Genomic DNA, 24,971 nt, shown 5'->3' with positions numbered 1-24,971 from the left:
GCGCGGTGGCAACGGTCCGCCTCGGCACGGCCTACTGGTCGGACCGGTGGGTGAGGCCGCCCGTCTCCGGATCACGGCCGGTCAGGCAGTAGGTGCCGCCCACCGGGTCCCGCATCACCGTCCAGTGTCCGAACGCCGCCACGAACACCGCACCGAGCTCCTCGTGCCGCGCCCGGGTCGCGCCGATGTCGGCGCAGGCGAGGTCCGGATGCGCGGAGACGGGCCGTTCCTCCTCCAGTCGCTGGAGCAGAACGCGCACCGGCAGCCCGGCCGGCGGCCTGACCACGTGGAACTCCGGGCGTGAGCCGGGCGCGGAGTCCCAGGCGGGCAACAGGCCGCCCCAGAAGGCGACTTCGGTGTCGAAACCGGACGGCGGCACATCCAGGCACACCTGGTCCAGACGGCTGCCGCGCACGACGGGCGCCCGGACCGACTCCCCGTGCCAGGGTATGGCGCAGAACAACTGCCCGGCGGGCGACCGCAGTACGGCCCACCCCTCGTGCTCGGCGACCGTCCGCGCGCCCGCCCGCGAGGCGTGCGCGACGAACTCCGGCACATCGTCCACGGAGAAGTCGAGATGAGCGCCGCCCCGGCCCGAAACGATCCTCTGGAGGCCCACGCAGGGGTCGGCGCCGTCCGCCAGGAGGGTCGTGAACTCCCCGTTGTCCCCGCTGGGTTCGGACAGCCGGGTCCCTGTGACGGCCGTCCAGAACTCACCGGCCCGGCCGGCCTCGGAGGCGGGCCGGTCGATGAAGGCGTACGTCCAGCGAACGCTCACCGTCCGGGGCGTTCCATGAAGCGCAGCATGTTCCCCGCCGGGTCGCGGAACGCGCAGTCACGCACTCCGTACGGCTGGTCCACCGGCTCCTGGAGCACGTCCGCACCGGCGGCCCGGACCCGCTCGAAGAGGGCGTCGCAGTCGGTGGTGGTGAAATTGACCCCGCGCAGCATGCCCTTGGCCAGCAGCTCCGCCATGGCCTGCTTGTCACCGGGGGAGGCGTCGGGGTTCGCGGCGGGCGGCTCCAGCACGATCTCCACGTCCGGCTGCTCCGGCGAGGCGACCGTCACCCAGCGCATCCCCTCGAAACCCACGTCGTTGCGGACCTCGAGCCCCAGCACGTCGCGGTAGAAGGCCAGCGCCTTGTCGTGGTCGTCGACGGCGATGAAGCACTGGGAGAGTTTCACATCCGTTCCTGTGTCCATACGCCCACGCTAGAAGGTTTCGCTCGGATTGGCCCGGGCCCGGCCCCGGACCGGACGGGTGTACATCCGTGCCACACACGGCGGAATGACCGCGCTCTCCTCGTGCGACCGGGCCCGGTACGCGCTCGGCGTCTCCCCGACCAGCTCGGTGAACCGGGAGCTGAACGACCCGAGGGAGGTGCAGCCCACCGCGAGGCACACCTCCGTCACCGTGAGATCGCCCCGCCGCAGCAGCGCCTTGGCGCGCTCGATGCGCCGGGTCATCAGATAGGCGTACGGCGTCTGCCCGTAGGCCGCGCGGAAGCTGCGCTGGAAGTGTCCGGGCGACATCAGCGCGGTCCGCGCCAGCTCCGTGACGTCGAGCGGCTCGGCGTACTCCCGGTCCATCCGGTCACGGGCCCGCCGCAGCCGCACCAGATCCTCCAGCTCCATCCGCCCAGCATCGCACGCCCCCCGCGACCGGGGCAGCCGTCCCCGAACGCCGAAGGGCCCCGCCGCACGGAGCGGCGGGGCCCTTCGGAACTCCCACAGGCCGGGTCAGGCCTTCTTGGTCTCCCAGAAGATCTTGTCGATCTGGGCGATGTAGTCCAGGGCCTTCTGGCCGGTCGCCGGGTCCGTCGACGCCTTGGCGGCCGAGAGGGCCTTCAGGGTGTCGTTGACCAGCTGGTGCAGCTCCGGGTACTTCTCGAAGTGCGGGGGCTTGAAGTAGTCGCTCCACAGCACGGAGACGTGGTGCTTCGCCAGCTCGGCGCGCTGCTCCTTGATGACCGTGGCACGGGCCTGGAAGTGCGGGTCGTCGTTGCCGGCCATCTTTTCCTGGACGGCCTTCACCGACTCCGCCTCGATGCGGGCCTGGGCCGGGTCGTAGACACCGCAGGGCAGGTCGCAGTGCGCGCTGACCTTGACCTTGGGGGCAAACAGGCGGGAAAGCATGGAGCGTTTCCTTCCTCGTGATCGTCTTCTCACACTGGACATTACTCCGTGGCGGACGGCTTTTCGCGGGTGCCCCCGCGGGCTTAGGACAAAAGTCCGGGGTCAGACTGAGACTGGTGGAGGAAGAACCGGGGAGGTGCCGGGAGATGCCGGAGCTGTCGCAGGACGCCGAGCGGGCCAGGGCGCCGCTGCCCTTCGGGCTGGCGGAGGTGACCGGGCCGTCCATGGTGCCCACGCTGCACCACGGGGACCGGCTCCTGGTGCACTACGGCGCCCGGGTCAGACGCGGTGACGTGATCGTGCTGCGGCATCCGTTCCAGCAGGACCTGCTCGTCGTCAAACGGGCCGCCGAGCGGCGCGACGGCGGCTGGTGGGTGCTCGGGGACAACGCGTACGCGGGGGGTGACAGCACCGACTACGGGGTGGTGCCCGACGAGCTGGTGCTCGGCCGGGTCCGGTTCCGTTACCGGCCGCGCAGCTCCGGGCGGCGTTCGCCGCTGGCCGTGGTGGGCTGGGCGCTGTCGTCGGCCAGGCCCGTGTTCTCCGACCGGTCGGCCTCCAGGCGTTTGCGCGCCCGGTAGGCGGCCACGTTCGCGCGGGTGGCGCAGCGGTCGGAGCAGTAGCGCCGCGAGCGGTTGGTCGAGGTGTCCAGGTAGGCGTTGCGGCAGGGCGACGCCTCGCACAGGCCGAGCCGGTCCACGCCGTACTCGGTGAGGTGGAAAGCCAGGCCCATCGCGGCGATGGCGGCGTAGCCCGCGGTCGCGTTGGACGGGTGGTCGGCCAGGTGCATGTGCCACAGCGGGCTGCCGTCGTCGTCGCGGATGTCGTGCCCGGAGATCTGCGGGCTCACCGGGAACTCCAGCAGCAGCGAGTTCAGCAGGTCGACCGCGAGGGTCTCGTCGCCGCCGTCCGCCGCCTCGAAGACCGAGCGCAGCCGGGCCCGGACCGAGCGGAACCGCGTCACATCGGCGTCGGTCGCGCGACGGGCGGCCGACCGGTTCTCGCCGAACAGATCGCGCACGGCCTCGACCGAGGTCAGTGTGTCCTTCCCCCGGGCCGGTTCCTCGGTGTTGACGAGGCGTACGGCGTAATCCGAGTAATAGGCCAGTTCCACTTGTAGTCCTTACGCAGGGGCTCTATGGTCGTGCGTGCGGTCGGGTAACAGACGGTCGTGGATCCAGGGTATTACGTGACGTACACCAGGGAGGCGCTCGATGACGGACGCGGACACCAGTACGGCCACCACCGACTGGCGGGCCTGGCAGCAGAGCTGGGACCGGCAGCAGGAGTGGTACATGCCGGACCGCGAGGAACGCTTCCGGATCATGCTCGACATGGTGGAGGCCCTCGTCGGCACCGCCCCGCGCGTACTCGACCTCGCCTGCGGCACGGGCAGCATCACCGCGCGGCTGTTCGACCGGTTCCCGGACGCCACCAGCACCGGCGTCGACCTGGACCCGGCGCTGCTCGCCATCGCCGAGGGCACCTTCGCGGGCGACGAGCGGGCCACCTTCGTCGCCGCCGACCTCAAGGATCCCCACTGGCGGGCGAAACTGCCGTACGACTCCTACGACGCCGTGCTGACCGCGACCGCCCTCCACTGGCTGCACCGGGAACCCCTCGCCGACCTCTACGGGCACATCGCGGGCCTCGTCCGCGACGGCGGTGTCTTCATGAACGCGGACCACATGATCGACGACACCACGCCCCGGATCAACGCGGCCGAGCGCGCCCTGCGCCACGCGCGCATGGACCGGGCCAAGCGGGACGGCTCCCTCGACTGGGCGGAGTGGTGGCGGCTCGCCGCCGAGGACCCCGTACTCGCCGGTCCCACGGCCCGCCGCTTCGAGATCTACGGCGAGCATGCCGACGGTGAGATGCCGCCGGCGGCCTGGCACGCCCGTGTGCTGCGCGAGAAGGGGTTCGGCGAGGCGCGCCCGGTGTGGTGCTCCCCGTCGGACACCCTGCTGCTCGCCCTGAAGTAGCCGGAGGGGAACGCGAAGGGGCGGTACGGACTCCGTACCGCCCCTTCGCGTGTCGCTTCAGAGCACCTTGGACAGGAACGCCTTCGTGCGCTCGTGCTGCGGGTCGGTCAGGACGTCGCGCGGGTTGCCCGACTCGACCACCACACCGCCGTCCATGAAGACCAGGCTGTCGCCCACCTCGCGGGCGAAGCCCATCTCGTGGGTGACGACGACCATCGTCATGCCCGATTCGGCGAGGTCGCGCATGACGTCGAGGACGTCACCGACCAGCTCCGGGTCGAGCGCCGAGGTCGGCTCGTCGAAGAGCATCAGCTTCGGGTCCATCGCGAGGGCCCTCGCGATCGCCACGCGCTGCTGCTGGCCGCCGGAGAGCTGCGAGGGGTAGTTCCCGGCCTTGTCGCCGAGGCCCACGCGCTCCAGGAGCTGCATCGCGCGCTCCCTGGCCTGCGTCCTGCTCACGCCCTTGACCTGGACCGGCGCCTCCATGACGTTCTCGACGGCCGTCATGTGCGGGAACAGGTTGAAGCGCTGGAAGACCATGCCGATGTCCCGGCGCTTCAGCGCGACCTCGCTGTCCTTGAGCTCGTACAGCTTGTCGCCCTTCTGGCGGTAGCCGACCAGCTCGCCGTCGACGTACAGACGCCCGGCGTTGATCTTCTCGAGGTGGTTGATACACCTGAGGAAGGTGGACTTGCCTGAGCCGGAGGGGCCGATGAGGCAGAACACCTCGCCGGACTTCACCTCCAGGTCGATGCCCTTGAGCACCTCCACGGGACCGAAGGACTTGTGGACGCCCTCCGCCTTGACCATCGCGTTCGTCATGCCGTGGCCCCCTTGCGGCTGGAGAGGGACGTCAGGTGGGCACGCACCTTCTGCCACGGGGTGGGTGGCAGCTGGCGGCTGGACCCGCGGGCGTAGTACCGCTCCACGTAGTACTGGCCCACGCTGAGGATCGAGGTGAGGATCAGGTACCAGGCGGCCGCCAGGAACAGCATCTCCACCGTGGCGCCCGAGGTCGTGCCGATGTCCTGGGCGTAGCGCAGGAGCTCGTAGTACTGGACCGCCGCGACGAGGGACGTGGTCTTCAGCATGTTGATGACCTCGTTGCCCGTGGGCGGCACGATCACGCGCATGGCCTGCGGGACGACGATCCGGCGCAGCGTCTTGGCGTGGCTCATGCCGAGCGCGTGGGCGGCCTCGGTCTGGCCCTCGTCGACGGCCAGCAGACCGGCGCGGCAGATCTCCGCCATGTACGCGGCCTCGTTCAGGCCGAGTCCGAGCAGCGCCGTCAGGAACGGCGTCATGAACTGGGACCACTCGTCCTTGTACACCGGTCCGAGATTGACGTACTCGAAGACGAAGCCCAGGTTGAACCAGACGAACAGCTGGACCAGGACCGGCGTGCCACGGAAGAACCAGATGTAGAACCAGGCGATCGACGAGGTCACCGGGTTCTTGGAGAGCCGCATCACGGCCAGCAGGAGGCCGCCGGCGATACCGATGACCATCGACAGGAAGGTCAGCCAGAGCGTCTCGCGGACGCCGGTGAGGATGCGGTCGTTGAAGAAGTAGTCGGGGATCGCGCCCCAGTTGATGTCGCCGTTCGCGAACGCCCAGACGAGTGCGAAGAAGATCCCGAGGGCGAGTACGGCCGATACGTAACGGCCGTAGTGCCGGACCGGAACGGCCTTGATGGCCTCCGGACCGGCCGGCGGGGTCCCCGCCGGTCCGTCCGTCTTGGTGATGTCAGCAGTCACGGGTGTTGCCTTTCAGTGCCGCCGGGGCGGTCACTTGCCGCCGTTGATGGTGGCTTCCTCGACGGCGCCCTCCGTGACGCCCCACTTCTCGAGGACCTTCTGGTACTCGCCGTTCTCGATCACCGCGTCGAGCGCGGCCTTGAGGGCGTCCCGCAGCTCGGTGTCGCTCTTGGCGACCGCGATGCCGTACGGGGCGGCGTCGACCTGCTCGCCGACCAGCTGGAAGTCCTTGCCGCCACCGGAGGTCTTCACGGCGTACGCGGCGACCGGGAAGTCGGAGGACCCGGCGTCGGCGCCGCCCGCACGCAGACGGGTCTGGGCCTGCTGGTCGTTGTCGAAGGCCTCGATGGTGATCGTCTTGCCCGCCGGGCACTTCTCCGCCTCGGCCTTGGCCAGGTCGTGCGAGACCGTGCCGCGCTGGACGACGAGCTTCTTGCCGCACAGGTCGGCCCAGGTCTTGATGCCCTGGTCGTCGCCCTTCTTGGTGTAGATCGAGACACCGGCGGTGAAGTAGTCGACGAAGTCCACGCCCTCGCCGACCTTCTTGCCGGTGTCGGAGTCGACGCCCTCCTGGCGGTCCTTGGTGTCGGTCATGGCGGACATCGCGATGTCGTAGCGGTCCGAGCGCAGACCGCCGAGCAGCGTGTCGAAGGTGCCGTTCTCGAACTCGAACTTCACGCCGAGCTGCTTGCCCATGGCGTCCGCGAGGTCCGGGTCGATGCCGACCGTCTTGCCGGATTCGTCCTTGAACTCGACGGGGGCGTACGCGATGTCCGAGCCGACCTTGATGACGCCCGCGTCGCGGATGTCGGCCGGGAGCTTGTCGGCGAGGGGCGCGGTGGACGAGTCCGCGGTGCTGTTGTCGCTGCCCTTCTCCGTCTGGTCACCGCAGCCGGTGAGAAGCAGTGCGCCTGCGACCGCGATCGCGCCGACCGCTGCAATCCGTGAGCGCGCGGCGGTGGTACGACGGGTGGTGCTTGCGGTCATGGTGGGTTCCTCCGGCGGATGGGTGGAGATGCCGATGGGTGGCCACTGCCGATGGGCATCGGCAGCGCCGCAGGTCGACGAGAACACACGTCTTCGAGTGTCGCGACCTCGTGCGATTACGGCATCTTGCCATTCGGACTGAGCCATTCAGGGGGCTCGTGATGTCAAAATCGGATAACGGGTGACCCCCGAACCGCATCACTCCGGGACATCTGGCCGGACAGTCTGCGGGAATCAACCGTTCCGGCCGGAAGATCTCCGGTGCATCCCAGGATGTGGACCAGTCCACCGAGCTTTTTGTCGTGGTTGTGGGCTTGCTCCTACTTCATCCCGGCCTTGTCCTGATAACAAGCGACACGTCAGGACGACGGCATGTGACCTTCGCGTTATGGACTCGTCGCCGACGGCGTCCGTCCGGTAAGAAGGTTCTTTACACCCCTCATCCGGGGCTCAGGGCGCGTGTGCGGCGCGCCCGTCGTGTTCGGCCCGTACGCATCAACCCTTCGGGCCTTGCGCGGTCCCGCCCACCCCTCACCAGGAGTGGCAACCCTCAAACCATGAACACTTAAGGGGTAAAACCAAGTGGCAGCGGAGATTGTCAATCCTCGCAGCGACAGCGAAAGCCGGAACGGTCACAAGGAACCGGAGAGCGGGGCAGCGCCCCTGGATTCCTTCGACCCGGCGTTCGCGCTGCACCGCGGCGGCAAGATGGCTGTGCAGGCCACCGTGCCGATCCGCGACAAGGACGATCTGTCCCTGGCTTACACGCCCGGCGTCGCGAAGGTGTGCAGCGCGATCGCCGAGCAGCCGGACCTCGTCCACGACTACACGTGGAAGTCGCAGGTCGTCGCCGTCGTGACGGACGGTACGGCCGTTCTGGGGCTCGGTGACATCGGGCCCGAGGCCTCCCTCCCGGTGATGGAGGGCAAGGCCATCCTCTTCAAGCAGTTCGGCGGGGTGGACGCGGTCCCGATCGCCCTGGACTGCACCGACGCGGACGAGATCGTCGAGACGGTGGTCCGGCTCGCCCCCTCCTTCGGCGGGGTGAACCTGGAGGACATCTCGGCTCCCCGGTGCTTCGAGATCGAGCGGCGGCTCCAGGAGCGGCTGGACATCCCGGTCTTCCACGACGACCAGCACGGCACGGCGGTCGTGACGCTGGCGGCGCTGCGGAACGCGGCGCGGCTGAGCGGACGCCCGCTGGGCGACCTGCGGGCCGTGATCTCGGGCGCGGGCGCCGCGGGTGTCGCGATCGCCAAGATGCTGGTCGAGGCCGGCATCGGGGATGTCGCCGTGGCCGACCGCAAGGGCGTCGTGTCGCGCGACCGCGACGACCTCACGCCGATCAAGGCGGAGCTGGCGTCGTTCACCAACAAGGCCGGCCTCTCGGGCTCGCTGGAGTCGGCGCTGGCCGGCGCCGACGTCTTCATCGGCGTCTCCGGCGGCACGGTGCCGGAGCCTGCGGTGGCGTCGATGGCCGAGGGCGCGTTCGTCTTCGCCATGGCCAACCCCGACCCGGAGGTGCACCCGGAGGTCGCGCACAAGTACGCGGCCGTCGTGGCCACCGGGCGGTCGGACTTCCCGAACCAGATCAACAACGTGCTGGCGTTCCCGGGGATCTTCGCGGGCGCGCTCCAGGTGCGGGCCTCCCGGATCACCGAGGGGATGAAGCTGGCGGCGGCCGAGGCGCTGGCCTCGGTGGTCGGTGACGATCTCGCCGCCGACTACGTCATCCCGTCCCCGTTCGACGAGCGGGTCGCCCCCGCGGTGACGGCGGCGGTCGCCGCGGCCGCCCGGGCGGAGGGTGTCGCCCGCCGCTGAGGCGTGCTTCCCCGTCGGCCCCGTCCCCGCGTGGACGGGGCCGATTCCGTTGCCGGGCACTGGTCCGACCGGGTGGCCACCGCCGCCGCGTGGCAAGAGGGCGTGTCTCACAGCGGGGCCTGGTTCCTTCGGCGGGACGGGGAACCTATCGTCAAGGTCATGTTCGCTGTCTACGCCGCCCGAATCGACCGTGACCAGCCGCTGACGGGTCTGGAGTTGGGAGAGCGTCCCGCTCCCGAGTCCCGGCCCGGCTGGAGCACCGTCACGGTCAAGGCCGCCTCCCTCAACCACCACGACCTCTGGTCACTGCGGGGCGTGGGCCTCGCGGAGGACAAGCTGCCGATGATCCTCGGCTGCGACGCCGCCGGTGTCGACGAGGACGGCAACGAGGTCGTCCTCCACTCGGTGATCGGCCAGAGCGGCCACGGGGTGGGGCCCAAGGAGCCCCGCTCCATCCTGACCGAGCGCTACCAGGGCACCTTCGCCGAGCAGGTCGCCGTGCCCACCTGGAACGTCCTGCCCAAGCCGAAGGAGCTCTCCTTCGAGGAGGCCGCCTGTCTGCCGACCGCGTGGCTCACGGCGTACCGGATGCTGTTCACCAACGCCGGGGTGCGGCCGGGCGATTCCGTACTGGTGCAGGGCGCCGGGGGCGGCGTCGCCACGGCCGCGATCGCGCTGGGCAAGGCCGCGGGGCTGCGGGTCTTCGCCACCAGCCGCGACGAGGCCAAGCGGAAGCGGGCGCTGGAACTCGGCGCCGTGGAGGCGGTGGAGCCCGGAGCGCGGCTGCCGCAGCGGGTGGACGCGGTGATCGAGACCGTCGGGGCGGCCACCTGGTCCCACTCGGTGAAGTCCCTGCGCCCCGGTGGCACGCTGGTGATCTCCGGCGCCACCAGTGGTGACCGGCCCTCGCACGCCGAGCTGACCCGGATCTTCTTCCTGGAGCTCAAGGTCGTCGGGTCGACCATGGGGACCAAGGACGAGCTGGAGGACCTGCTCTCCTTCTGCGCCGCCACCGGTGTACGGCCCGTCATCGACGAGGCGCTGCCCATGGACCGGGCGCGGGAGGGCTTCGAAAGGATGGAGTCCGGCGGACAGTTCGGCAAGATCGTGCTCACGAACCCCTGACGGCGGGGTCCCGCCTCTCTTCACGGCCGGTCCGGTTCTCCGGGCCGGCCGTCGTCATGTCAACCGTGGTTGACATTCGGGTGATGTCAACGTAGGTTGACAGTATGACTGAGGCAACCGACCTCGCCGAGCGGGCGGGCGACCGCGATCCACGGGTCGGCCTGCGGGCCGTCGCCGCCCTGCGCCGGCTACTGGAGCAACTGGAGACCGTGCAGGTGCGCAACGCGCGCAATCAGGGCTGGTCGTGGCAGGAGATCGCCACCGAGCTCGGGGTCAGCAGGCAGGCCGTGCACAAGAAGTACGGGAGGCATTGATGTTCGAGCGGTTCACGAAGGACGCCCGTGACGTGGTGAAGGGCGCGGTCGGGCAGGCGGAGGAGACGGGAGCCGAGCGGGTCGGCGCCGAGCATCTGCTGCTCGCCCTCCTGGACCGGGAAGGGAGCCGGGCCTCGTTCGCGCTGGCCGCCCTCGGCGCCGGCGAACGGCGCGCGTCGGTACGGGCGGCGCTGGAGGAGGCGCGGCGGCGGGCCGGACTGTCCCAGGCCGACACCGACGCCCTCGCCGGACTGGGGATCGATGTGCCGGAGATCGTGGCCCGCGTGGAGGAGGTGCACGGGGCCGGGGCCATGTCCGGCGACCGGAAGGCCGGCGGCCGGAAGTCGGGACACCGGCCCTTCGACCGCACGGCCAAGGAGGTGCTCACGGGTGCCCTGCGGGCCGCCGCCGGGCTGCGGGACCGCCGGATCGGCGACGAGCACATCCTGCTCGCCCTCACCGTCCGCCCCGGCGTCCCCGCCGAGGTCCTCGCCGACCACGGCGTGACGTACGAGTCCGTGACCAGGGTGCTGTACGGCGGCGGCGAGGCCAAGGCGGGCTGACGGCGGGTCAGACCTTCGGGGTGCGCAGTATCACCCCGATGTGGGCCGCCGCCGTGGACAGATGGCGGCGGGCGTCGCGGAGCTGGTCCGACGTGACCCCGTGGTCGCGGGCCGCGTCCCGGATGTCGTCCCGGAAGCGGTCCAGCAGACGGTCCAGGTCGCGGGCGGGGTCGCCGGTGGAGTCCGCGGCGTCCTCGTGAGCCCAGGCGGGGGTGTAGTCGGCGGGGAAGTCCTCGGGGGTCTGGGAGTACGACGGCTCCGAGGTCTTGCCGGTGGCCGTCCCCGCGCCGGTGCGGCCGAAGGCGAAGTCCTTGCCGAACCCGCCCATCTCCTTCGCCAGTTCGCCCAGGCCCTCGCGCAGCCCCGTCGGCCAGTCGCCCCGGGCGAAGTGGCCCTGGACCTGCTCCTGGACCTGCCGCATGATGCGCTGCACCTCCTCCTGCGCCCTGTCCTGGGCCTCCTTGGCCTGGCGGCGGGCGCGCTGTGCCTCCTCGCGGGAGCGGCGGCTCTCGTCCTTGGCGCGCCGGGCCTGTTCCTTCCACTCCTGCTTGGCGCGGCGCATCTCCTCCTTGGCGGCGCGCCAGGCGTCCTTGTCGCCGAAGACCCCGAAGTCACCGAAGAGACCTTCCTCCTCGGTGGAGGATTCGCCGGTACGGCTCTGGCGGGCCTTGCCGGCCGCGGCCCGCATCTCGCGGCGCAGATCACCCGCCGCGCCGCTGACGTCGGCCCGGATCTCGGCGGCCAGTTCGGCGACCGACTCCCGGATCTCCAGCTCCAGATCGGCGAGCTCACCGCTGCGGTCGGCGAGTTCGGCGCGGCCGGCGTCCGTGATGGAGTACACCTTGCGGCCGCCCTCGGTGGTGTGCGTGACCAGGCCCTCCGCCTCCAGCTTGGCCAGACGGGGGTAGACCGTGCCCGCCGACGGCGCGTACAGCCCCTGGAAGCGCTCTTCGAGGAGGCGGATCACCTCGTAGCCGTGGCGCGGGGCCTCGTCCAGCAGCTTCAGCAGGTAGAGACGGAGGCGTCCGTGGGCGAAGACGGGGGGCATGTCAGAGCACCTTCTTGTCGGTCGTACCGGCATTGTCTCCCGATCCGTCCCGCGGTTCGGGATCGTCCTCCCCGGCCGGGCGGCGCAGCAGGGCGATGGAGCCGGAGACGGTGGTGGCGCGCAGCTTGCCGCTGCCCGCGCCCAGCCGGCCGGTGAGCTTGTGGGCGCCCCACTGGCCCTGTACCCGGAGGTCCTCGAAGGCGTTGGAGATGGCGCCGCTCGCGGTGTTGGCCTCGACCTCGGCGTCCGCCGGGTACGGCAGCCGGATGGCTATCTCGCCCGAGACGCTGTTCAGGTTGACGTCGGTGGGGCCGTCGGGGTCGAGGTCCACGATCATGGAGCCGCTGACCGTGTCCGCCCGCACGGAGGGGCCGGATCCCTCGACGACGGTGAGGTCGCCGGAGACGGAGGCGAAGCGGAGGTCGCCGGTGACGGACTGGGCCTCCACGTTCCCGGAGACGGTTTCCGCGCGGACCTTGCCGGAGACGGCGACCAGGGTCGTGTCGCCCGTGACGCCCTTCACCGCGGCGGGGCCCCGGATGCCGGAGACGACGGCGCCGGCGCCGACCACGCCGACCTCGACCCGGGTGTGTGCGGGGACGGCCAGGGAGACCACCGCGCTGCGGTGCCAGCCCTTGCGGTCCAGCCACTTGAGGAAGCCCCTCCAGGGCAGGTCGTCGTAGGCGACCGTGAGGACGCCCTTCTTCTCGGTGACCACCAGGGGTGGGCCCTCGATCTCGGAGATCTCCAGGCGGGCGGAACCTTCGTCGGTGCCGACCACGTTCACTGTTCCGTTGACGATGCGTACGTGGAGTTCGTGCACGGGGGCGTCGAAGGTGAGCTTTGTGGGCTCTGCTACGGACGACTCGGACATGCTGACGACCTCCTGGGAACGGGCGTACCCGACGACGCGGCATATCGCGTCTTACGTGATTCACGATATATCGCGGCGCGGCAAAGTCAAGACACTCGTTCTGGTGATCCTTGGGTGCTGGGGTGTCTGCGCGTTGGTGCTGAGCGGGGGTGGGTTCGTGCGGCCCGGCGTTTGCGGGGTGCCGTCGCGCCCACCCGTGCCGCCCTGCGGCACGACCCGCGGCTGACGCGGCATGCGGCTGCCTGCGGAGGGCGCCGCGGGGTGCGGCTGGCCGCGGGTATGCACGGGTGCGGGGGTGGGTTTGTGCGGCCCGGCGTTTGCGGGGTGTCGTCGCGCCCACCCGTGCCGCCCCAGCGGCACGACTGCCCGCGGCTGACGCGGCATGCGGCTGCCTGCGGAGGGCGCGGGGTGCGGCCGGCCGCGGAGAGTGCGGAATGCGGCTGCCCGCGAGTACGTACGGGTGCCGGGGGTGGGTTTGTGCGGCCCGGCGTTTGCGGGGTGCCGTCGCGCCCACCCGTGCCGCCCTGCGGCACGACTGCCCGCGGCTGACGCGGCATGCGGCTGCCTGCGGAGGGTGCCGCGGGGTGCGGCTGGCCGCGGGTATGCACGGGTGCGGGGGTGGGTTTGTGCGGCCCGGCGTTTGCGGTGCCGTCGCCGCCCACTCGTGCCGCCCTGCGGCACGACTGCCCGCGGACAGCGCGGCATGCGGCTGCCCGCGGGGGACGTGAGGGTTACTCGTCGTCCTCGTCGTCCAGGCGGGCGAGCCAGGTGGCCAGGCGTTCCACCGGGACCTCGAAGTCGGGGTTGAGGTCGACGAACGTCCTCAGCTGCTCGGCCAGCCACTCGAAGGTGACTTCCTCCTCGCCGCGCCGCTTCTCCAGTTCCTCGATGCCACGGTCCGTGAAGTACATGAGGACAAGGATATGGGCGGGAAAGCGGACGGGCCGCACCCCCCGTGACAGGGGATGCGGCCCGCGCGTACGGCTGCCGGTTACGCCTCGAAGACCTCGCGCACCAGCTGCTCCTGCTCGGCCTGGTGGCGCTTCGCGGAGCCGACCGCCGGGGACGAGCTGTGCGGCCGCGAGATGCGGCGCAGACGCTCGCCGTGCGGGATGTCGGCACCGACCGCCAGGTCGAGGTGGTCGATCAGGTTGAGCGCGATGAACGGCCAGGCACCCTGGTTCGCCGGCTCCTCCTGGGCCCACAGGTACTTCTCGGCGTTCGGGTACTTCTTGATCTCCGCCTGGAGCTCCGCACCCGGCAGCGGGTACAGGCGCTCGATGCGGATGATCGCCGTGTCCGTCGCGCCGCGCTTCTGCCGCTCGGCCTCGAGGTCGTAGTAGACCTTGCCGGCCGTGAAGACGACCTTCTTCACCGCGGCCGGGTCGACCGAGGCGTCGCCGATGACCGGGCGGAACTGACCGGTGGTGAACTCCTCCGCCTTCGCCGCCGCGGCCTTCAGGCGCAGCATCGACTTCGGGGTGAAGACGACCAGCGGCTTGTGGTGCGGGTTGTGCACCTGCCACCGCAGGAGGTGGAAGTAGTTCGACGGCGACGTCGGCATCGCGACCGTCATGTTGTTCTGGGCGCAGAGCTGGAGGAACCGCTCCGGACGGGCCGAGGAGTGGTCCGGGCCCTGGCCCTCGTAGCCGTGCGGGAGGAGCAGGACCACACCGGAGGTCTGGGCCCACTTCTGCTCGGCCGACGAGATGAACTCGTCCACGACCGTCTGGGCGCCGTTGACGAAGTCACCGAACTGCGCCTCCCACAGCACGAGCGCGTCGGGGCGGGCCAGCGAGTAGCCGTACTCGAAGCCCATCGCCGCGTACTCGGACAACAGGGAGTTGTAGACGTTGAGCCGCGCCTGGTCCTCGGAGAGGTACTGGAGCGGCGTGTACTCCTCGCCCGTGCTGCGGTCGATGATGACCGCGTGGCGCTGGCCGAAGGTGCCGCGCTGGGAGTCCTGGCCGGCGAGCCGGACCGGGACGCCCTCCAGCAGCAGCGAGCCGAAGGCGAGGGTCTCGCCCATGCCCCAGTCGATCGTGCCGTCCTCGACCATCGCCGCCCGGCGCTGGAGCTGCGGCAGCAGACGCGGGTGGACGGTGATGTGGTCGGGGATGTTCACCTGGGACTCGGCGATCCGCTTGACGACCTCCGTGGTCACCGCGGTGTTCACGGCGACCGGGAACTCGGCCTGCGGGTCCGGGGACTCCACCGAGGCGGGCTGCGAAGTGGCCTCGCGGACCTCCGTGAAGACCTTCTCCAGCTGGCCCTGGTAGTCCTGGAGCGCCTGCTCGGCCTCTTCCAGGGTGATGTCGCCGCGACCGATGAGGGACTCGGTGTACAGCTTGCGCACCGAGCGCTTCTTGTCGATCAGGTCGTACATCAGCGGCTGGGTGAAGGCCGGGTTGTCCGACTCGTTGTGACCGCGGCGGCGGTAGCAGATGAGGTCGATCACCACGTCCTTGTTGAACGCCTGGCGGAACTCGAAGGCCAGGCGCGCGACGCGCACGACCGCCTCCGGGTCGTCGCCGTTCACGTGGAAGATCGGGGCCTCGATCATGCGGGCCACGTCCGTCGCGTACATCGACGAGCGCGAGGACTCCGGGGCGGCGGTGAAGCCGACCTGGTTGTTGATCACGACGTGGACCGTGCCGCCGGTGCGGTAGCCGCGCAGCTGCGACATGTTCAGGGTCTCGGCCACCACGCCCTGGCCCGCGAAGGCCGCGTCGCCGTGGATCGCCACCGGCAGGACGGTGAAGTCCGTGCCGCCCTTGCCGATGATGTCCTGCTTGGCGCGGGAGACACCCTCAAGGACCGGGTCCACCGCCTCCAGGTGCGAGGGGTTGGCGACCAGGGAGACCTTGATCTGCTCGCCGTCCAGGCCGGTGAAGGTGCCCTCGGCGCCCAGGTGGTACTTCACGTCGCCGGAGCCGTGCATCGACTTCGGGTCGAGGTTGCCCTCGAACTCGCGGAAGATCTGCGCGTACGACTTGCCGACGATGTTCGCCAGCACGTTCAGCCGGCCGCGGTGGGCCATGCCGATGACGACCTCGTCCAGGCGGGACTCGGCGGCCGAGTCCAGCACCGCGTCGAGCAGCGGGATGACGGACTCGCCGCCCTCCAGCGAGAAGCGCTTCTGGCCGACGTACTTCGTCTGGAGGAAGGTCTCGAACGCCTCCGCGGCGTTCAGCCGGCGCAGGATGCGCAGCTGCTCCTCGCGCTCCGGCTTGGTGTGCGAGCGCTCGATGCGGTCCTGGATCCACTTGCGCTGCTTGGGGTCCTGGATGTGCATGAACTCGATGCCGGTGGTGCGGCAGTACGAGTCGCGCAGCACGCCGAGGATGTCGCGCAGCTTCATCAGGGACTTGCCGGCGAAGCCGCCGACGGCGAACTCGCGCTCCAGGTCCCACAGGGTGAGGCCGTGCTCGACGATGTCCAGGTCGGGGTGCTTGCGCTGGCGGTACTCCAGCGGGTCGGTGTCGGCCATGACGTGGCCGCGGACCCGGTAGGAGTGGATCAGCTCGAAGACCCGGGCGGCCTTGGTGACGTCGTCGTCGTGGGAGGCGTCGATGTCCTTGAGCCAGCGGACCGGCTCGTAGGGGATGCGCAGCGCCTCGAAGATCTCGTCGTAGAAGTTGTTCTCGCCGAGGAGGAGGTTGGCGACCGCGCGCAGGAACTCGCCGGAGGCGGCGCCCTGGATCACCCGGTGGTCGTAGGTCGACGTGAGCGTCATGACCTTCGAGATGCCGAGCTTGTTCAGGGTGTCCTGGGAGGTGCCCTGGAACTCCGCCGGGTAGTCCATGGAGCCGACGCCCATGATCACCGACTGGCCGGGCATCAGACGCGGCACGGAGTGGACGGTGCCGAGGCCGCCGGGGTTGGTCAGGGAGACCGTGACGCCGGTGAAGTCGTCCATCGTCAGCTTGTTGTCGCGGGCGCGACGGACGATGTCCTCGTAGGCCTGCCAGAACTCGAAGAAGTTCAGCGTCTCGGCCTTCTTGATGGCCGCGACGACCAGCTGGCGGTCGCCGTTGGGCTTCACCAGGTCGATGGCCAGACCGAGGTTGACGTGCTCCGGCTTCACCAGGGTGGGCTTGCCGTCCACTCGCGCGAACGAGTGGTTCATCGACGGCATCGCCTTGATCGCCTGGACCATGGCGTAGCCGATGAGGTGCGTGAAGGAGATCTTCCCGCCGCGGGCCCGCTTGAGGTGGTTGTTGATGACGATGCGGTTGTCGAACAGCAGCTTCACCGGGACCGCGCGCACGGACGTGGCCGTGGGCAGCTCCAGCGAGGCGTCCATGTTCTTCGCCACGGCGGCGGACGGGCCGCGCAGGACCACCTGCTCGGGGCCCGGCTTGGCCTCGCCGGCAGGCTCGGCCTTCGGCTTCGCGGCGGCCGGCTTGGCGGCGGGCGCCGCGGCCTTGGCCGGGGCGGGAGCCTGCGCCGGGGCCTTGGCGGCCGGCTGTGCGGCGGGCGCGGCCTCGGCGGGCCGCGCGGGCGCCGGAGCGGGCGCCGCGGGCTGGGCCGGTGCGGCCGGCTGAGGCGTACTGGTGGTTCCCGCGGCCCCCGCGGCCGCGGTACCCGCCGGGGCCGAGGTCGCAGGCGCGCCCGGCTTGTAGTCGGCGAAGAAGTCCCACCAGGCTCGGTCCACCGAGTTCGGGTCCTGGAGGTACTGCTGGTAGATCTCGTCGACGAGCCATTCGTTGGCACCGAAGGCCGCAGCGGGGTTCTTGCCCGCTTGGTCGGTGTCGGTCGAGATGCTCGAGTTACTGGGGGACTGTGGCGACACGGCGTCAACCGCCCTCTTCCGCTTCGCAAGATGATGGACAGCGGAAATAAAGGCTACGCCCCCAAGAGCGAGAAGGTCAGGCCGGGCCCGTTCATCGTCGCGTAAGTCACATCGCAGCGCGTGTTTCGGCGTGGGAAATGGCGGGAAACAACCCTGGTTTCGAATCTTCGAGCCGCTTCAGGGATCACTCGGCCGGGCCCCGACGCGCAGCTCGCGCGGGCCTCTGCCTGATCACACGTGTCCGTCAGTGCGAACACGGATGGATCTTGCCGCTCCGCTTCGAACTTTACGTCAACCTGGTACGGATGACGCTCCCGGAAGAGTGATGAGAATCCGGCAGCCCCGCTCGGATTCGGCCACTCCGATCCGGCCGCCGTGCAGATCCACGGCCCAGCGGGCGATCGCCAGCCCGAGACCGGTGCCGCCGTCGCTGCCCGGGCCGTGCGGCCGGTTGACGTTGCCCCGGTTGAACCGCTCGAAGACGCGGTGCCACTCGGCGCGCGGAATGCCGGGCCCCTCGTCCAGCACCTCCAGCTCCAGCGACTGCGGCTCGGCCCCGCGGCGCGCCCTGACCGTCACCCGGCCGTGCGGCGGGCTGTGCTTGACCGCGTTGTCGATGAGGTTGGCCATGACCTGGTGGATGCGCTCCGGGTCGGCGTGCGCCACCAGCTCCGGCGGCGACACGTCGAGGTGCAGATGGACGTCCGCGCGGGTGTGGCCGCCCGACCCGGAGGTCATGCCCGTGCGGGCCGAGGCGACCATGTTGGCCTCCTTCAGCACCCCGGAGAGATACGGCCACACCTCGAACCGCCGCTTCTTCAGCGGAACCACGCCGTTGTCCAGGCGGGAGAGGTCGAGGAGCGTCTCCACCAGGCGTCCCAGCCGCTCGGTCTGCTTCAGGGCCGTGCGCATCGTCTCGGGATCGGCCTCGGTGACGCCGTCGACGATGTTCTCCAGCACCGCGCGCAGACCCGCGATGGGCGTGCGCAGCTCGTGCGAGACGTTCGCCACCAGGTCCTTGCGCCGGCGGTCCTGGGCCTCCAGCTCGTCCGCCATGACGTTGATCGTCTGGGCCAGGTCGCCCAGCTCGTCGCGGCGGTTCTCGCGCACCCGCCGGGTGTAGTCGCCGTGCGAGATGGACCGGGCCACGGCGTTCATGTCGTCCAGCGGCGCGGTGAGCGAGTGCGCCACGAACTGCGTGATGAGCAGCGTGGCGATCATCGAGAAGACCGTGATGAAGCGCAGCTCCGTCTTGGTGTGCACGGCGATCACCGACAGTCCGGTGGTGATCAGGACCGAGACGACGACGAGCGCCCCCAGCTTGGTCTGGATCGAGAACGGGCGTACACCGCCCCAGGGCTGCTGTGCCCCGGGGCCTCTGCGTCCGGCCGGCCCGTCGCTCATGGCGTCGGCGTCTCCAGGGCGTAGCCCACGCCGTGCACGGTGCGGATGCGCTCGGCGCCGATCTTCCGGCGCAGCGCCTTGATGTGGCTGTCCACCGTGCGGGTGCCGGAGGCGTCCGCCCAGTCCCAGACCTCGGCCAGGAGCTGCTCCCGGGAGAGCACCGCGCGGGGGGTGTTCGCCAGGCAGACCAGGAGGTCGAACTCGGTGGGCGTCAGGTGGACGTCCTCGCTGCGCACCCGCACCCTGCGCTGCGCGTGGTCGATCTCCAGTTCGCCCAGGCGCAGGATGCCACTGCGCGGGGTCGTCGCCGCGAGGGCCGCCCGTTCCATGCGGCGCAGCAGCACATGCACGCGTGCCGCCAGCTCCCGCATGGAGAAAGGCTTCGTCATGTAGTCGTCGGCGCCGACGCCCAGCCCGACCAGCATGTCGGTCTCGTCGTCACGCGCGGTGAGCATCAGCACCGGGACCGGCCGCTGGGCCTGCACGCGCCGGCAGACCTCCAGGCCGTCGAAGCCCGGCAGCATGATGTCGAGGATCAGCAGGTCGGGCTGCCAGGCCTCCGCCGTGTCCACCGCGGACGGGCCGTCGCCCGCCGTTTGCACAAGAAACCCTTCGGCACGAAGGCGGGTCGCGATGGCGTCCACGATCGTCGCATCGTCCTCGACCACCAGGACCCGCCGCTGTGCGCCGGGGGTGGTCGTCGCCGTGCCGCTGTGGGAGGTGTGTGTCTGCTCCATCGCCCGCCCCTGAGGTGTGCTTTTTCCGGAATCCGTGGGGTGATCCGTCGTCTGCGCATCACTGCGATTGACGCTTGAATGATCCGCGCCAAGGCAGCAGCGTACGGGGAGTCACCGCGCCTTTGCTATCCAGGGCGGACGCCGATGTGCACGACGTCCGGAACGCCCCGGGCAACGGGGATCTCTTCGGTACGCACCCGACGGAACCCGGCATTCCGCAAGGTTCCCTCGAATTCCGGGGACGGCTTGGCGGACCACACCGCGAGTACCCCGCCGGGCCTCAACACCCTTGTGCAGGCTGCCAGTCCGGCGGGTGAGTAGAGGCTGTCATTGTCCTCGGTCACGGTCCAGTCGGGCCCGTTGTCGATGTCCAGGCAGAGCGCGTCGAACGTGTCCGATGTCTCATTGACGTAACCGACGAGGTCCGTCTCGACGATCTCCGTACGCGGGTCGGCCAGGGCCTCGGCGGAGAGCTCGGCCAGCGGTCCCTCGCGGTGCCAGCCGATGATCGCCGGCTCGCGCTCCACCACGGCGATCCGTCCCCAGGGCTGCCCGGCGGCGTGTGCGAGCGAGAAGCCCACCCCGAGGCCGCCGATCAGGACATGCGGTCCCTGCTCCGCGCGGGCGCCGAGGGCGGCCAGGGCGGCCTCGACGAGCCGCCGCTCCGAACGGCCGTCGGAGGTGTCCATCAGGAAGCAGCCGTTGGCGATGATCTGCAACAGGTCACCGTGCCTGCGCAGCACGACCTCGCCGTACGGGCCCTCGCGGCGGTCCAGGACTTCGGGGGCTTCGGGAATGTCGTACGGGGTGGACATGCGTTCATCCTGGCAGCTCCCTCGTCGCGGCGGCCGGGGCCTCCAGGGGCCCGGAGCGGTGATCGCTCAGAGCGAACGCGGCCCCGGGAACATTCGGCGGCTCACATGCATTGAGTCGGCATAGCTCAACTTGACTGCCGAAGGGGAGATCATGGCTGCTGAGTCCACACCGCTCGCCCTGCCTGTGCTGCCGCTCGACGACGAGGTCGTGCTGCCCGGGATGGTGGTTCCGCTGGACCTGAGCGATTCCGATGTGCGCGCCGCGGTGGAGGCCGCCCAGGCCGCCGCCCGCACCGCACCGGGAAAGCCGAAGGTGCTCCTGGTGCCACGCGTCGACGGGACCTACGCCGGTACCGGCGTGCTGGGCACGGTCGAGCAGGTCGGCAGGCTGGCCGACGGAGACCCGGGCGCCCTGATCCGCGGCCGCGGCCGCGTGCGCATCGGCGCCGGGACCACCGGGCCGGGCGCGGCGCTGTGGGTGGAGGGCACCCGCATCGACGAGAGCGTGCCCGACCCGCTGCCGGGACACGTGACCGAACTCGTCAAGGAGTACAAGGCGCTCGCCACCGCCTGGCTGCGCAAGCGCGGCGCCTGGCAGGTCGTGGACCGGGTCCAGGCCATCGACGACGTCTCCGCGCTCGCCGACAACTCCGGCTACTCGCCCTTCCTCACCACCGAGCAGAAGGTGGCCCTGCTGGAGACCACCGACCCGGTGGCCCGGCTGAAGCTCGCCACCCAGCAGCTGCGCGACCACCTCGCCGAGCAGGACGTCGCCGAGACCATCGCCAAGGACGTCCAGGAGGGCGTCGACAAGCAGCAGCGCGAGTTCCTGCTGCGCCGCCAGCTCGAAGCCGTCCGCAAGGAGCTGCGCGAGCTCAACGGCGAGAAGGAGGGTGAGGCGTCCGACGACTACCGCGCCCGCGTCGAGGCCGCCGACCTGCCGGAGAAGGTCCGCGAGGCCGCGCTCAAGGAGGTCGACAAGCTGGAGCGGTCCTCCGACCAGTCGCCCGAGGGCTCCTGGATCCGCACCTGGCTCGACACGGTGCTGGAGATGCCGTGGAGCGAGCGCACCGAGGACGCGTACGACATCCGGGGAGCCCAGGCCGTACTGGACGCGGAGCACTCGGGTCTGGAGGACGTGAAGGAGCGGATCACCGAGTACCTGGCGGTGCGCAAGCGGCGGAACGACCGGGGCCTCGGCGTGGTCGGCGGGCGGCGCGGCGGCGCCGTGCTGGCCCTGGTGGGTCCGCCGGGCGTGGGCAAGACGTCGCTCGGCGAGTCCGTCGCCCACGCGATGGGCCGCAAGTTCGTCCGGGTCGCCCTCGGCGGCGTCCGCGACGAGGCCGAGATCCGCGGCCACCGCCGTACGTACGTCGGTGCGCTGCCCGGCCGGATCGTGCGGGCGATCAAGGAGGCCGGTTCGATGAACCCGGTCGTCCTGCTGGACGAGATCGACAAGGTCGGCTCCGACTTCCGCGGCGACCCGGCCGCGGCCCTGCTCGAAGTCCTCGACCCGGCGCAGAACCACACCTTCCGGGACCACTACCTGGAGGTCGAGCTCGACCTGTCCGACGTCGTGTTCCTCGCGACGGCCAACGTCCTCGAAGCCATCCCGGAGGCCCTGCTCGACCGCATGGAGCTGGTCCGCCTCGACGGCTACACCGAGGACGAGAAGGTCGTCATCGCCCGCGACCACCTGCTCCCGCGCCAGCTGGAGCGGGCCGGGCTGGACAAGGACGAGGTGACGATCGACGAGGGCGCGCTGCGCAAGCTGGCCGGCGAGTACACGCGCGAGGCGGGCGTGCGCACCCTGGAGCGGTCCATCGCGCGGCTGCTGCGCAAGGTCGCGGCCCGGCACGAACTGGGCGAGCGCGAGCTGCCCTTCACCGTGACCGAGGGCGATCTGCGCGATCTGATCGGCCGGCCGCACCACGTGCCCGAGTCCGCCCAGGACCCGGCCGAGCGCCGCACCGCCGTCCCCGGTGTCGCCACCGGGCTCGCCGTGACCGGCGCCGGCGGGGACGTACTCTACGTGGAGGCGTCCCTGGCCGACCCGGAGACGGGCGCGGCGGGGCTGACCCTGACCGGCCAGCTGGGTGACGTGATGAAGGAGTCCGCGCAGATCGCGCTGAGCTTCCTGCGCAGCCACGGCGCCGAGCTGGAGCTGCCGGTGGGCGACCTGAAGGACCGGGGCGCGCACATCCACTTCCCGGCGGGCGCGGTGCCCAAGGACGGCCCGAGCGCGGGCGTCACCATGACCACCGCCCTGGCCTCGCTGCTCTCCGGCCGGCTGGTCCGTACGGACGTGGCGATGACCGGCGAGGTCTCGCTGACCGGACGGGTGCTGCCGATCGGCGGGGTGAAGCAGAAGCTGCTCGCCGCGCACCGGGCGGGGATCACCACCGTGATCATCCCCAAGCGCAACGAGCCCGACCTGGACGACGTCCCGGCGGAGGTGCTGGACAAGCTCGACGTCCACGCCGTCACCGACGTCCGCCAGGTCCTGGAGCTGGCGCTGTCGCCGGCGACGAACGGCGCGGCGCCGGAGGTTCCGGTCGCGGCGTGACGGACGCGGCCGGAAAGGGAAGGCCCGGGTCCCGTGAGGGAGGCCCGGGCCTTCACCGTGTCCGGTGGGACGGTGGGACGGTGGGACCCGGGCGGATCAGCCGAGCGCGAGGGCCCGCACCCGGTCGAGGGTGCCGTTGAAGCGGTCGTGGTCGCCGACGGTCGGACCGGTCGAGGTGTACTGCCACATCGTGTACGTGCTCCAGCCGGCGGGCAGTTCGCCCACGGTGGACGCGTACCGGGCGATCCACAGCGGAGTTGTGGAGGCGAAGCCGGCGTAGTTGCCGGTGCACTGCTTCCACCAACTGGTGGCCGTGTAGATGACGGCGTTCCGGCCGGTGCGGGCCTGGTACTGGTCCAGGAAGTCGCGGATCCAGCTCACCATCGCGCTCTGCGACTTGCCGTAGCAGTCGTCGCCGTACGGGTTCCACTCGATGTCCAGCACGCCCGGCAGGGTCCGTCCGTCGCCGGACCAGCCGCCGCCGCGGTTGACGAAGTAGTCGGCCTGGGCGGAGCCGCTCGACGTGTCGGGCGTGCCGAAGTGGTAGGCGCCGCGGACCATGCCGACGTCGTACGAGCCGTCGTACTGCTGCGCGTGGTACGGGTTGGTGTAGTACGTCCCCTCCGTGGCCTTGGCGTAGGCCCATCTGACCCCGCTGTTCCACAGGGTCTGCCAGGCGACGTCGCCCTGGTGACTGGAGACGTCCACCCCCTCCGTCTGGGTGGCGCGGGTGGTGGGGCGGCCGCCGCTGCCGTCATGGGCGACCACGCCCATGCCCATGTGGGCGGAGCCGCGCGGGGGAACGGTGGGGGCGGACTCGCCGGCCACGGCCGCGGGAGGGAGGGAGAGGACCGCGAGCAGGACCGCTCCGGCGGTCGCGAGCGCGCGTATACGGGTGAGGCCGGATCTGTGCACAGGCATGACGCATCTCCGAAAGGTCGGTGGGGGCGAACCCGGAATGTGACCCACATCGCATGTAGTGGGCATGCCACGTAATCGCCTGGTAAGGAAACTGCGCACGTGGACCACGACGGTGCGGAAACGTCCGCGCACTGCCGTTGGTCTACGCCTGCGAAATACTGGTGGAGCTGCGGCGACGTCGCCACTTGGCGGGAAACTTTCAGAACCGGAAAACCGAAGCAGGGGCAGACGTGCACGAAGACGGAAACGACGGCGGCGGGCGCACCGCCTCCCCGGAGCCCGCGCCGGGTGTGGACCAGCCCGGATTCCTCGCGCTGGAGCGCGAGTTGACGGTGCTGCTGCGGCGCGCCCGGGCCAGCCAGGGGGAGATGGCCCGCGCGGTCCATCCCGACCTGGAACCGTCCGCGTACGGGCTGCTGGTCCGTCTGGATGAGTGCGGCGGACAGCGGGCCACCGAGCTCGCCGCCTACATCGGGGTCGGCAAGGCGACGATGTCGCGGCAGTTGCGCGCGCTGGAGGAGCTCGGGCTCGTCGCCCGCGAGCCGGACCCGGCCGACGGCCGCGCCTGGCTGATCGCCCTCACACAGGAGGGACACGAACGGGTGAGCAGGGTCCGCGAGGCCCGCCGGGCGCGCTACGCCGGCCGGCTGGCCGACTGGGACCCGGCCGAGGTCACGGAACTCGCCCGACTGCTGAACCAGCTGAACCGGGGGATGGAGAAGTGACGGACCGCCACCGGCTCCCGCCCGGCGGCTGAAGCCGAGGGGTGCCTGCGCCGCCGGTGCGGCCGAGATGGGCCGGCGGCCCCCTGTCCGCGCGAGCGCGTTCGGGTGTGGCGCGCGCGTTTGCAACGCGGGGGGTGCGTCTACGCGATGGTGGAACCCCGAGCGCGATGGCTTCCCGCGCGTGGCGACCTTCCGCGCGCGGTCACCTGGGCGTGGTGGCTCCTGGGGGGGGGTGGTCTGCCGCATGTGGCGACCTCGCGCGCGGCGGCCTCCCGTGCGGTGCCCCCTGAGCGTGGTCGCCTCTGGGCGTCGTGTCTTCCCGCGCGCGGGGACATCGTGGGCGTGAGGCTTCTCGCGCGTGGCGACCTTCCGCGCGCGGTCACCTGGGCGTGGTGGCC

Annotated in this window: 24 protein-coding genes; 8 read left to right on the top strand and 16 right to left on the bottom strand. The window is 70.7% G+C overall.

What is annotated here, in order from left to right:
• Positions 1-31: 31 nt before the first annotated feature.
• The 4 genes from ACZ470_RS17370 to sodN all read right to left on the bottom strand — a co-directional run bounded on the left by ACZ470_RS17370 (position 32) and on the right by sodN (position 2,136).
• Positions 32-778, bottom strand: coding sequence for a VOC family protein (locus ACZ470_RS17370; RefSeq protein WP_468428029.1), 747 nt, complete (start codon positions 776-778; stop codon positions 32-34).
• Positions 775-1,203 (bottom strand): VOC family protein, encoded by a 429-nt coding sequence (locus ACZ470_RS17365; protein WP_468428028.1) that lies wholly within the window; start codon positions 1,201-1,203, stop codon positions 775-777. Before ACZ470_RS17365 ends, ACZ470_RS17370 begins: the two co-directional genes overlap by 4 nt.
• A 9-nt stretch (positions 1,204-1,212) precedes the next feature.
• Entirely contained in the window at positions 1,213-1,635 is a 423-nt protein-coding gene (locus tag ACZ470_RS17360) for a helix-turn-helix transcriptional regulator (RefSeq protein WP_468428026.1), read from the bottom strand.
• 105 nt (positions 1,636-1,740) lie between these two features.
• Positions 1,741-2,136 (bottom strand): superoxide dismutase, Ni, encoded by a 396-nt coding sequence (gene sodN, locus ACZ470_RS17355; protein ID WP_004983535.1) that lies wholly within the window; start codon positions 2,134-2,136, stop codon positions 1,741-1,743.
• 146 nt (positions 2,137-2,282) lie between these two features.
• On the opposite strand from sodN, the gene sodX reads away from it, so the two are divergent.
• On the top strand, positions 2,283-2,717 hold the full coding sequence (gene sodX / locus ACZ470_RS17350) for a nickel-type superoxide dismutase maturation protease (protein WP_468428025.1): 435 nt from the start codon (positions 2,283-2,285) through the stop codon (positions 2,715-2,717).
• Here the strand turns inward: sodX and ACZ470_RS17345 are convergent.
• On the bottom strand, positions 2,600-3,250 hold the full coding sequence (locus tag ACZ470_RS17345) for a CGNR zinc finger domain-containing protein (protein WP_468428023.1): 651 nt from the start codon (positions 3,248-3,250) through the stop codon (positions 2,600-2,602). The two genes, sodX and ACZ470_RS17345, sit on opposite strands and share 118 nt — an antisense overlap.
• A gap of 100 nt (positions 3,251-3,350) precedes the next feature.
• Between ACZ470_RS17345 and ACZ470_RS17340 the strand changes: the two genes are divergently transcribed.
• On the top strand, positions 3,351-4,121 hold the full coding sequence (locus tag ACZ470_RS17340) for a class I SAM-dependent methyltransferase (protein ID WP_468428021.1): 771 nt from the start codon (positions 3,351-3,353) through the stop codon (positions 4,119-4,121).
• Between the two features lie 57 nt (positions 4,122-4,178).
• On the opposite strand, the gene ACZ470_RS17335 is transcribed toward ACZ470_RS17340, so the two are convergent.
• The 3 genes from ACZ470_RS17335 to ACZ470_RS17325 are packed head-to-tail and all read right to left on the bottom strand — an operon-like array spanning position 4,179 to position 6,865.
• Positions 4,179-4,943 (bottom strand): amino acid ABC transporter ATP-binding protein, encoded by a 765-nt coding sequence (locus ACZ470_RS17335; protein WP_468428019.1) that lies wholly within the window; start codon positions 4,941-4,943, stop codon positions 4,179-4,181.
• Positions 4,940-5,878 carry an amino acid ABC transporter permease gene (locus ACZ470_RS17330; protein ID WP_468428018.1) on the bottom strand — a complete coding sequence of 313 codons (939 nt, stop codon included), beginning with the start codon at positions 5,876-5,878 and terminating at the stop codon, positions 4,940-4,942. Before ACZ470_RS17330 ends, ACZ470_RS17335 begins: the two co-directional genes overlap by 4 nt.
• A gap of 30 nt (positions 5,879-5,908) precedes the next feature.
• The gene (locus ACZ470_RS17325; RefSeq protein WP_468428016.1) at positions 5,909-6,865 is read right to left on the bottom strand and encodes an ABC transporter substrate-binding protein; all 957 of its coding nucleotides are present in this window, start codon (positions 6,863-6,865) and stop codon (positions 5,909-5,911) included.
• Positions 6,866-7,447: 582 nt separating this feature from the next.
• Here ACZ470_RS17325 and ACZ470_RS17320 point away from each other — a divergent pair.
• The 4 genes from ACZ470_RS17320 to ACZ470_RS17305 all read left to right on the top strand — a co-directional run bounded on the left by ACZ470_RS17320 (position 7,448) and on the right by ACZ470_RS17305 (position 10,688).
• Positions 7,448-8,686 (top strand): NAD(P)-dependent malic enzyme, encoded by a 1,239-nt coding sequence (locus tag ACZ470_RS17320; RefSeq protein WP_468428014.1) that lies wholly within the window; start codon positions 7,448-7,450, stop codon positions 8,684-8,686.
• A gap of 159 nt (positions 8,687-8,845) precedes the next feature.
• Entirely contained in the window at positions 8,846-9,811 is a 966-nt protein-coding gene (locus tag ACZ470_RS17315) for a zinc-binding dehydrogenase (RefSeq protein ID WP_468428012.1), read from the top strand.
• 104 nt (positions 9,812-9,915) lie between these two features.
• Positions 9,916-10,125: an HTH domain-containing protein gene (locus ACZ470_RS17310; RefSeq protein WP_030860301.1), complete on the top strand. Its 210-nt coding sequence runs from the start codon at positions 9,916-9,918 to the stop codon at positions 10,123-10,125.
• Positions 10,125-10,688 carry a Clp protease N-terminal domain-containing protein gene (locus ACZ470_RS17305; RefSeq protein ID WP_468428010.1) on the top strand — a complete coding sequence of 188 codons (564 nt, stop codon included), beginning with the start codon at positions 10,125-10,127 and terminating at the stop codon, positions 10,686-10,688. The genes ACZ470_RS17310 and ACZ470_RS17305 overlap by 1 nt, the downstream gene beginning before the upstream one ends.
• A 7-nt stretch (positions 10,689-10,695) precedes the next feature.
• Here ACZ470_RS17305 and ACZ470_RS17300 read toward each other — a convergent pair whose 3' ends face one another.
• The 7 genes from ACZ470_RS17300 to ACZ470_RS17270 all read right to left on the bottom strand — a co-directional run bounded on the left by ACZ470_RS17300 (position 10,696) and on the right by ACZ470_RS17270 (position 20,361).
• Complete coding sequence (locus tag ACZ470_RS17300; protein ID WP_468428009.1) at positions 10,696-11,736, bottom strand: helix-turn-helix transcriptional regulator; 1,041 nt, start codon at positions 11,734-11,736, stop codon at positions 10,696-10,698.
• Between the two features lies 1 nt (position 11,737).
• Positions 11,738-12,610, bottom strand: coding sequence for a DUF4097 family beta strand repeat-containing protein (locus ACZ470_RS17295; RefSeq protein WP_468428007.1), 873 nt, complete (start codon positions 12,608-12,610; stop codon positions 11,738-11,740).
• Positions 12,611-13,341: 731 nt separating this feature from the next.
• Positions 13,342-13,521 carry a DUF6104 family protein gene (locus ACZ470_RS17290; protein ID WP_003992906.1) on the bottom strand — a complete coding sequence of 60 codons (180 nt, stop codon included), beginning with the start codon at positions 13,519-13,521 and terminating at the stop codon, positions 13,342-13,344.
• Positions 13,522-13,601: 80 nt separating this feature from the next.
• Positions 13,602-17,405: a multifunctional oxoglutarate decarboxylase/oxoglutarate dehydrogenase thiamine pyrophosphate-binding subunit/dihydrolipoyllysine-residue succinyltransferase subunit gene (locus ACZ470_RS17285; RefSeq protein WP_468428005.1), complete on the bottom strand. Its 3,804-nt coding sequence runs from the start codon at positions 17,403-17,405 to the stop codon at positions 13,602-13,604.
• A 291-nt stretch (positions 17,406-17,696) separates the two neighbouring features.
• Entirely contained in the window at positions 17,697-18,809 is a 1,113-nt protein-coding gene (locus tag ACZ470_RS17280) for a sensor histidine kinase (protein WP_468428003.1), read from the bottom strand.
• Entirely contained in the window at positions 18,806-19,546 is a 741-nt protein-coding gene (locus ACZ470_RS17275) for a response regulator transcription factor (protein ID WP_468428001.1), read from the bottom strand. Before ACZ470_RS17275 ends, ACZ470_RS17280 begins: the two co-directional genes overlap by 4 nt.
• Before the next feature lie 125 nt (positions 19,547-19,671).
• On the bottom strand, positions 19,672-20,361 hold the full coding sequence (locus tag ACZ470_RS17270; RefSeq protein ID WP_468427999.1) for a spermidine synthase family protein: 690 nt from the start codon (positions 20,359-20,361) through the stop codon (positions 19,672-19,674).
• Positions 20,362-20,512: 151 nt separating this feature from the next.
• Here ACZ470_RS17270 and lon point away from each other — a divergent pair, with 151 nt between their 5' ends.
• Complete coding sequence (gene lon / locus ACZ470_RS17265) at positions 20,513-22,927, top strand: endopeptidase La (RefSeq protein ID WP_468427997.1); 2,415 nt, start codon at positions 20,513-20,515, stop codon at positions 22,925-22,927.
• Between the two features lie 96 nt (positions 22,928-23,023).
• Here lon and ACZ470_RS17260 read toward each other — a convergent pair whose 3' ends face one another.
• On the bottom strand, positions 23,024-23,848 hold the full coding sequence (locus tag ACZ470_RS17260) for a lysozyme (RefSeq protein ID WP_468427995.1): 825 nt from the start codon (positions 23,846-23,848) through the stop codon (positions 23,024-23,026).
• Positions 23,849-24,078: 230 nt separating this feature from the next.
• Between ACZ470_RS17260 and ACZ470_RS17255 the strand changes: the two genes are divergently transcribed.
• Positions 24,079-24,573: a MarR family winged helix-turn-helix transcriptional regulator gene (locus ACZ470_RS17255; protein ID WP_468427993.1), complete on the top strand. Its 495-nt coding sequence runs from the start codon at positions 24,079-24,081 to the stop codon at positions 24,571-24,573.
• Positions 24,574-24,971 lie beyond the last annotated feature (398 nt).

The organism is Streptomyces sp. NPDC031111, assembly GCF_055570675.1.
Note: the sequence above shows the minus strand (reverse complement) of the source record. Positions and strands in the feature narration are given on the sequence as shown.

Coding starts and splice junctions, on each gene's coding strand:
- ACZ470_RS17335 (WP_468428019.1), bottom strand. CDS start 4,943: ATGACGAACGCGATGGTCAAGGCGGAGGGCGTCCACAAGTCCTTCGGT.
- ACZ470_RS17360 (WP_468428026.1), bottom strand. CDS start 1,635: ATGGAGCTGGAGGATCTGGTGCGGCTGCGGCGGGCCCGTGACCGGATG.
- sodN (WP_004983535.1), bottom strand. CDS start 2,136: ATGCTTTCCCGCCTGTTTGCCCCCAAGGTCAAGGTCAGCGCGCACTGC.
- ACZ470_RS17315 (WP_468428012.1), top strand. CDS start 8,846: ATGTTCGCTGTCTACGCCGCCCGAATCGACCGTGACCAGCCGCTGACG.
- ACZ470_RS17290 (WP_003992906.1), bottom strand. CDS start 13,521: ATGTACTTCACGGACCGTGGCATCGAGGAACTGGAGAAGCGGCGCGGC.
- ACZ470_RS17275 (WP_468428001.1), bottom strand. CDS start 19,546: ATGGAGCAGACACACACCTCCCACAGCGGCACGGCGACGACCACCCCC.
- ACZ470_RS17365 (WP_468428028.1), bottom strand. CDS start 1,203: ATGGACACAGGAACGGATGTGAAACTCTCCCAGTGCTTCATCGCCGTC.
- ACZ470_RS17295 (WP_468428007.1), bottom strand. CDS start 12,610: ATGTCCGAGTCGTCCGTAGCAGAGCCCACAAAGCTCACCTTCGACGCC.
- ACZ470_RS17260 (WP_468427995.1), bottom strand. CDS start 23,848: ATGCCTGTGCACAGATCCGGCCTCACCCGTATACGCGCGCTCGCGACC.
- ACZ470_RS17280 (WP_468428003.1), bottom strand. CDS start 18,809: ATGAGCGACGGGCCGGCCGGACGCAGAGGCCCCGGGGCACAGCAGCCC.
- ACZ470_RS17325 (WP_468428016.1), bottom strand. CDS start 6,865: ATGACCGCAAGCACCACCCGTCGTACCACCGCCGCGCGCTCACGGATT.
- sodX (WP_468428025.1), top strand. CDS start 2,283: ATGCCGGAGCTGTCGCAGGACGCCGAGCGGGCCAGGGCGCCGCTGCCC.
- ACZ470_RS17305 (WP_468428010.1), top strand. CDS start 10,125: ATGTTCGAGCGGTTCACGAAGGACGCCCGTGACGTGGTGAAGGGCGCG.
- ACZ470_RS17310 (WP_030860301.1), top strand. CDS start 9,916: ATGACTGAGGCAACCGACCTCGCCGAGCGGGCGGGCGACCGCGATCCA.
- ACZ470_RS17270 (WP_468427999.1), bottom strand. CDS start 20,361: ATGTCCACCCCGTACGACATTCCCGAAGCCCCCGAAGTCCTGGACCGC.
- lon (WP_468427997.1), top strand. CDS start 20,513: ATGGCTGCTGAGTCCACACCGCTCGCCCTGCCTGTGCTGCCGCTCGAC.
- ACZ470_RS17340 (WP_468428021.1), top strand. CDS start 3,351: ATGACGGACGCGGACACCAGTACGGCCACCACCGACTGGCGGGCCTGG.
- ACZ470_RS17300 (WP_468428009.1), bottom strand. CDS start 11,736: ATGCCCCCCGTCTTCGCCCACGGACGCCTCCGTCTCTACCTGCTGAAG.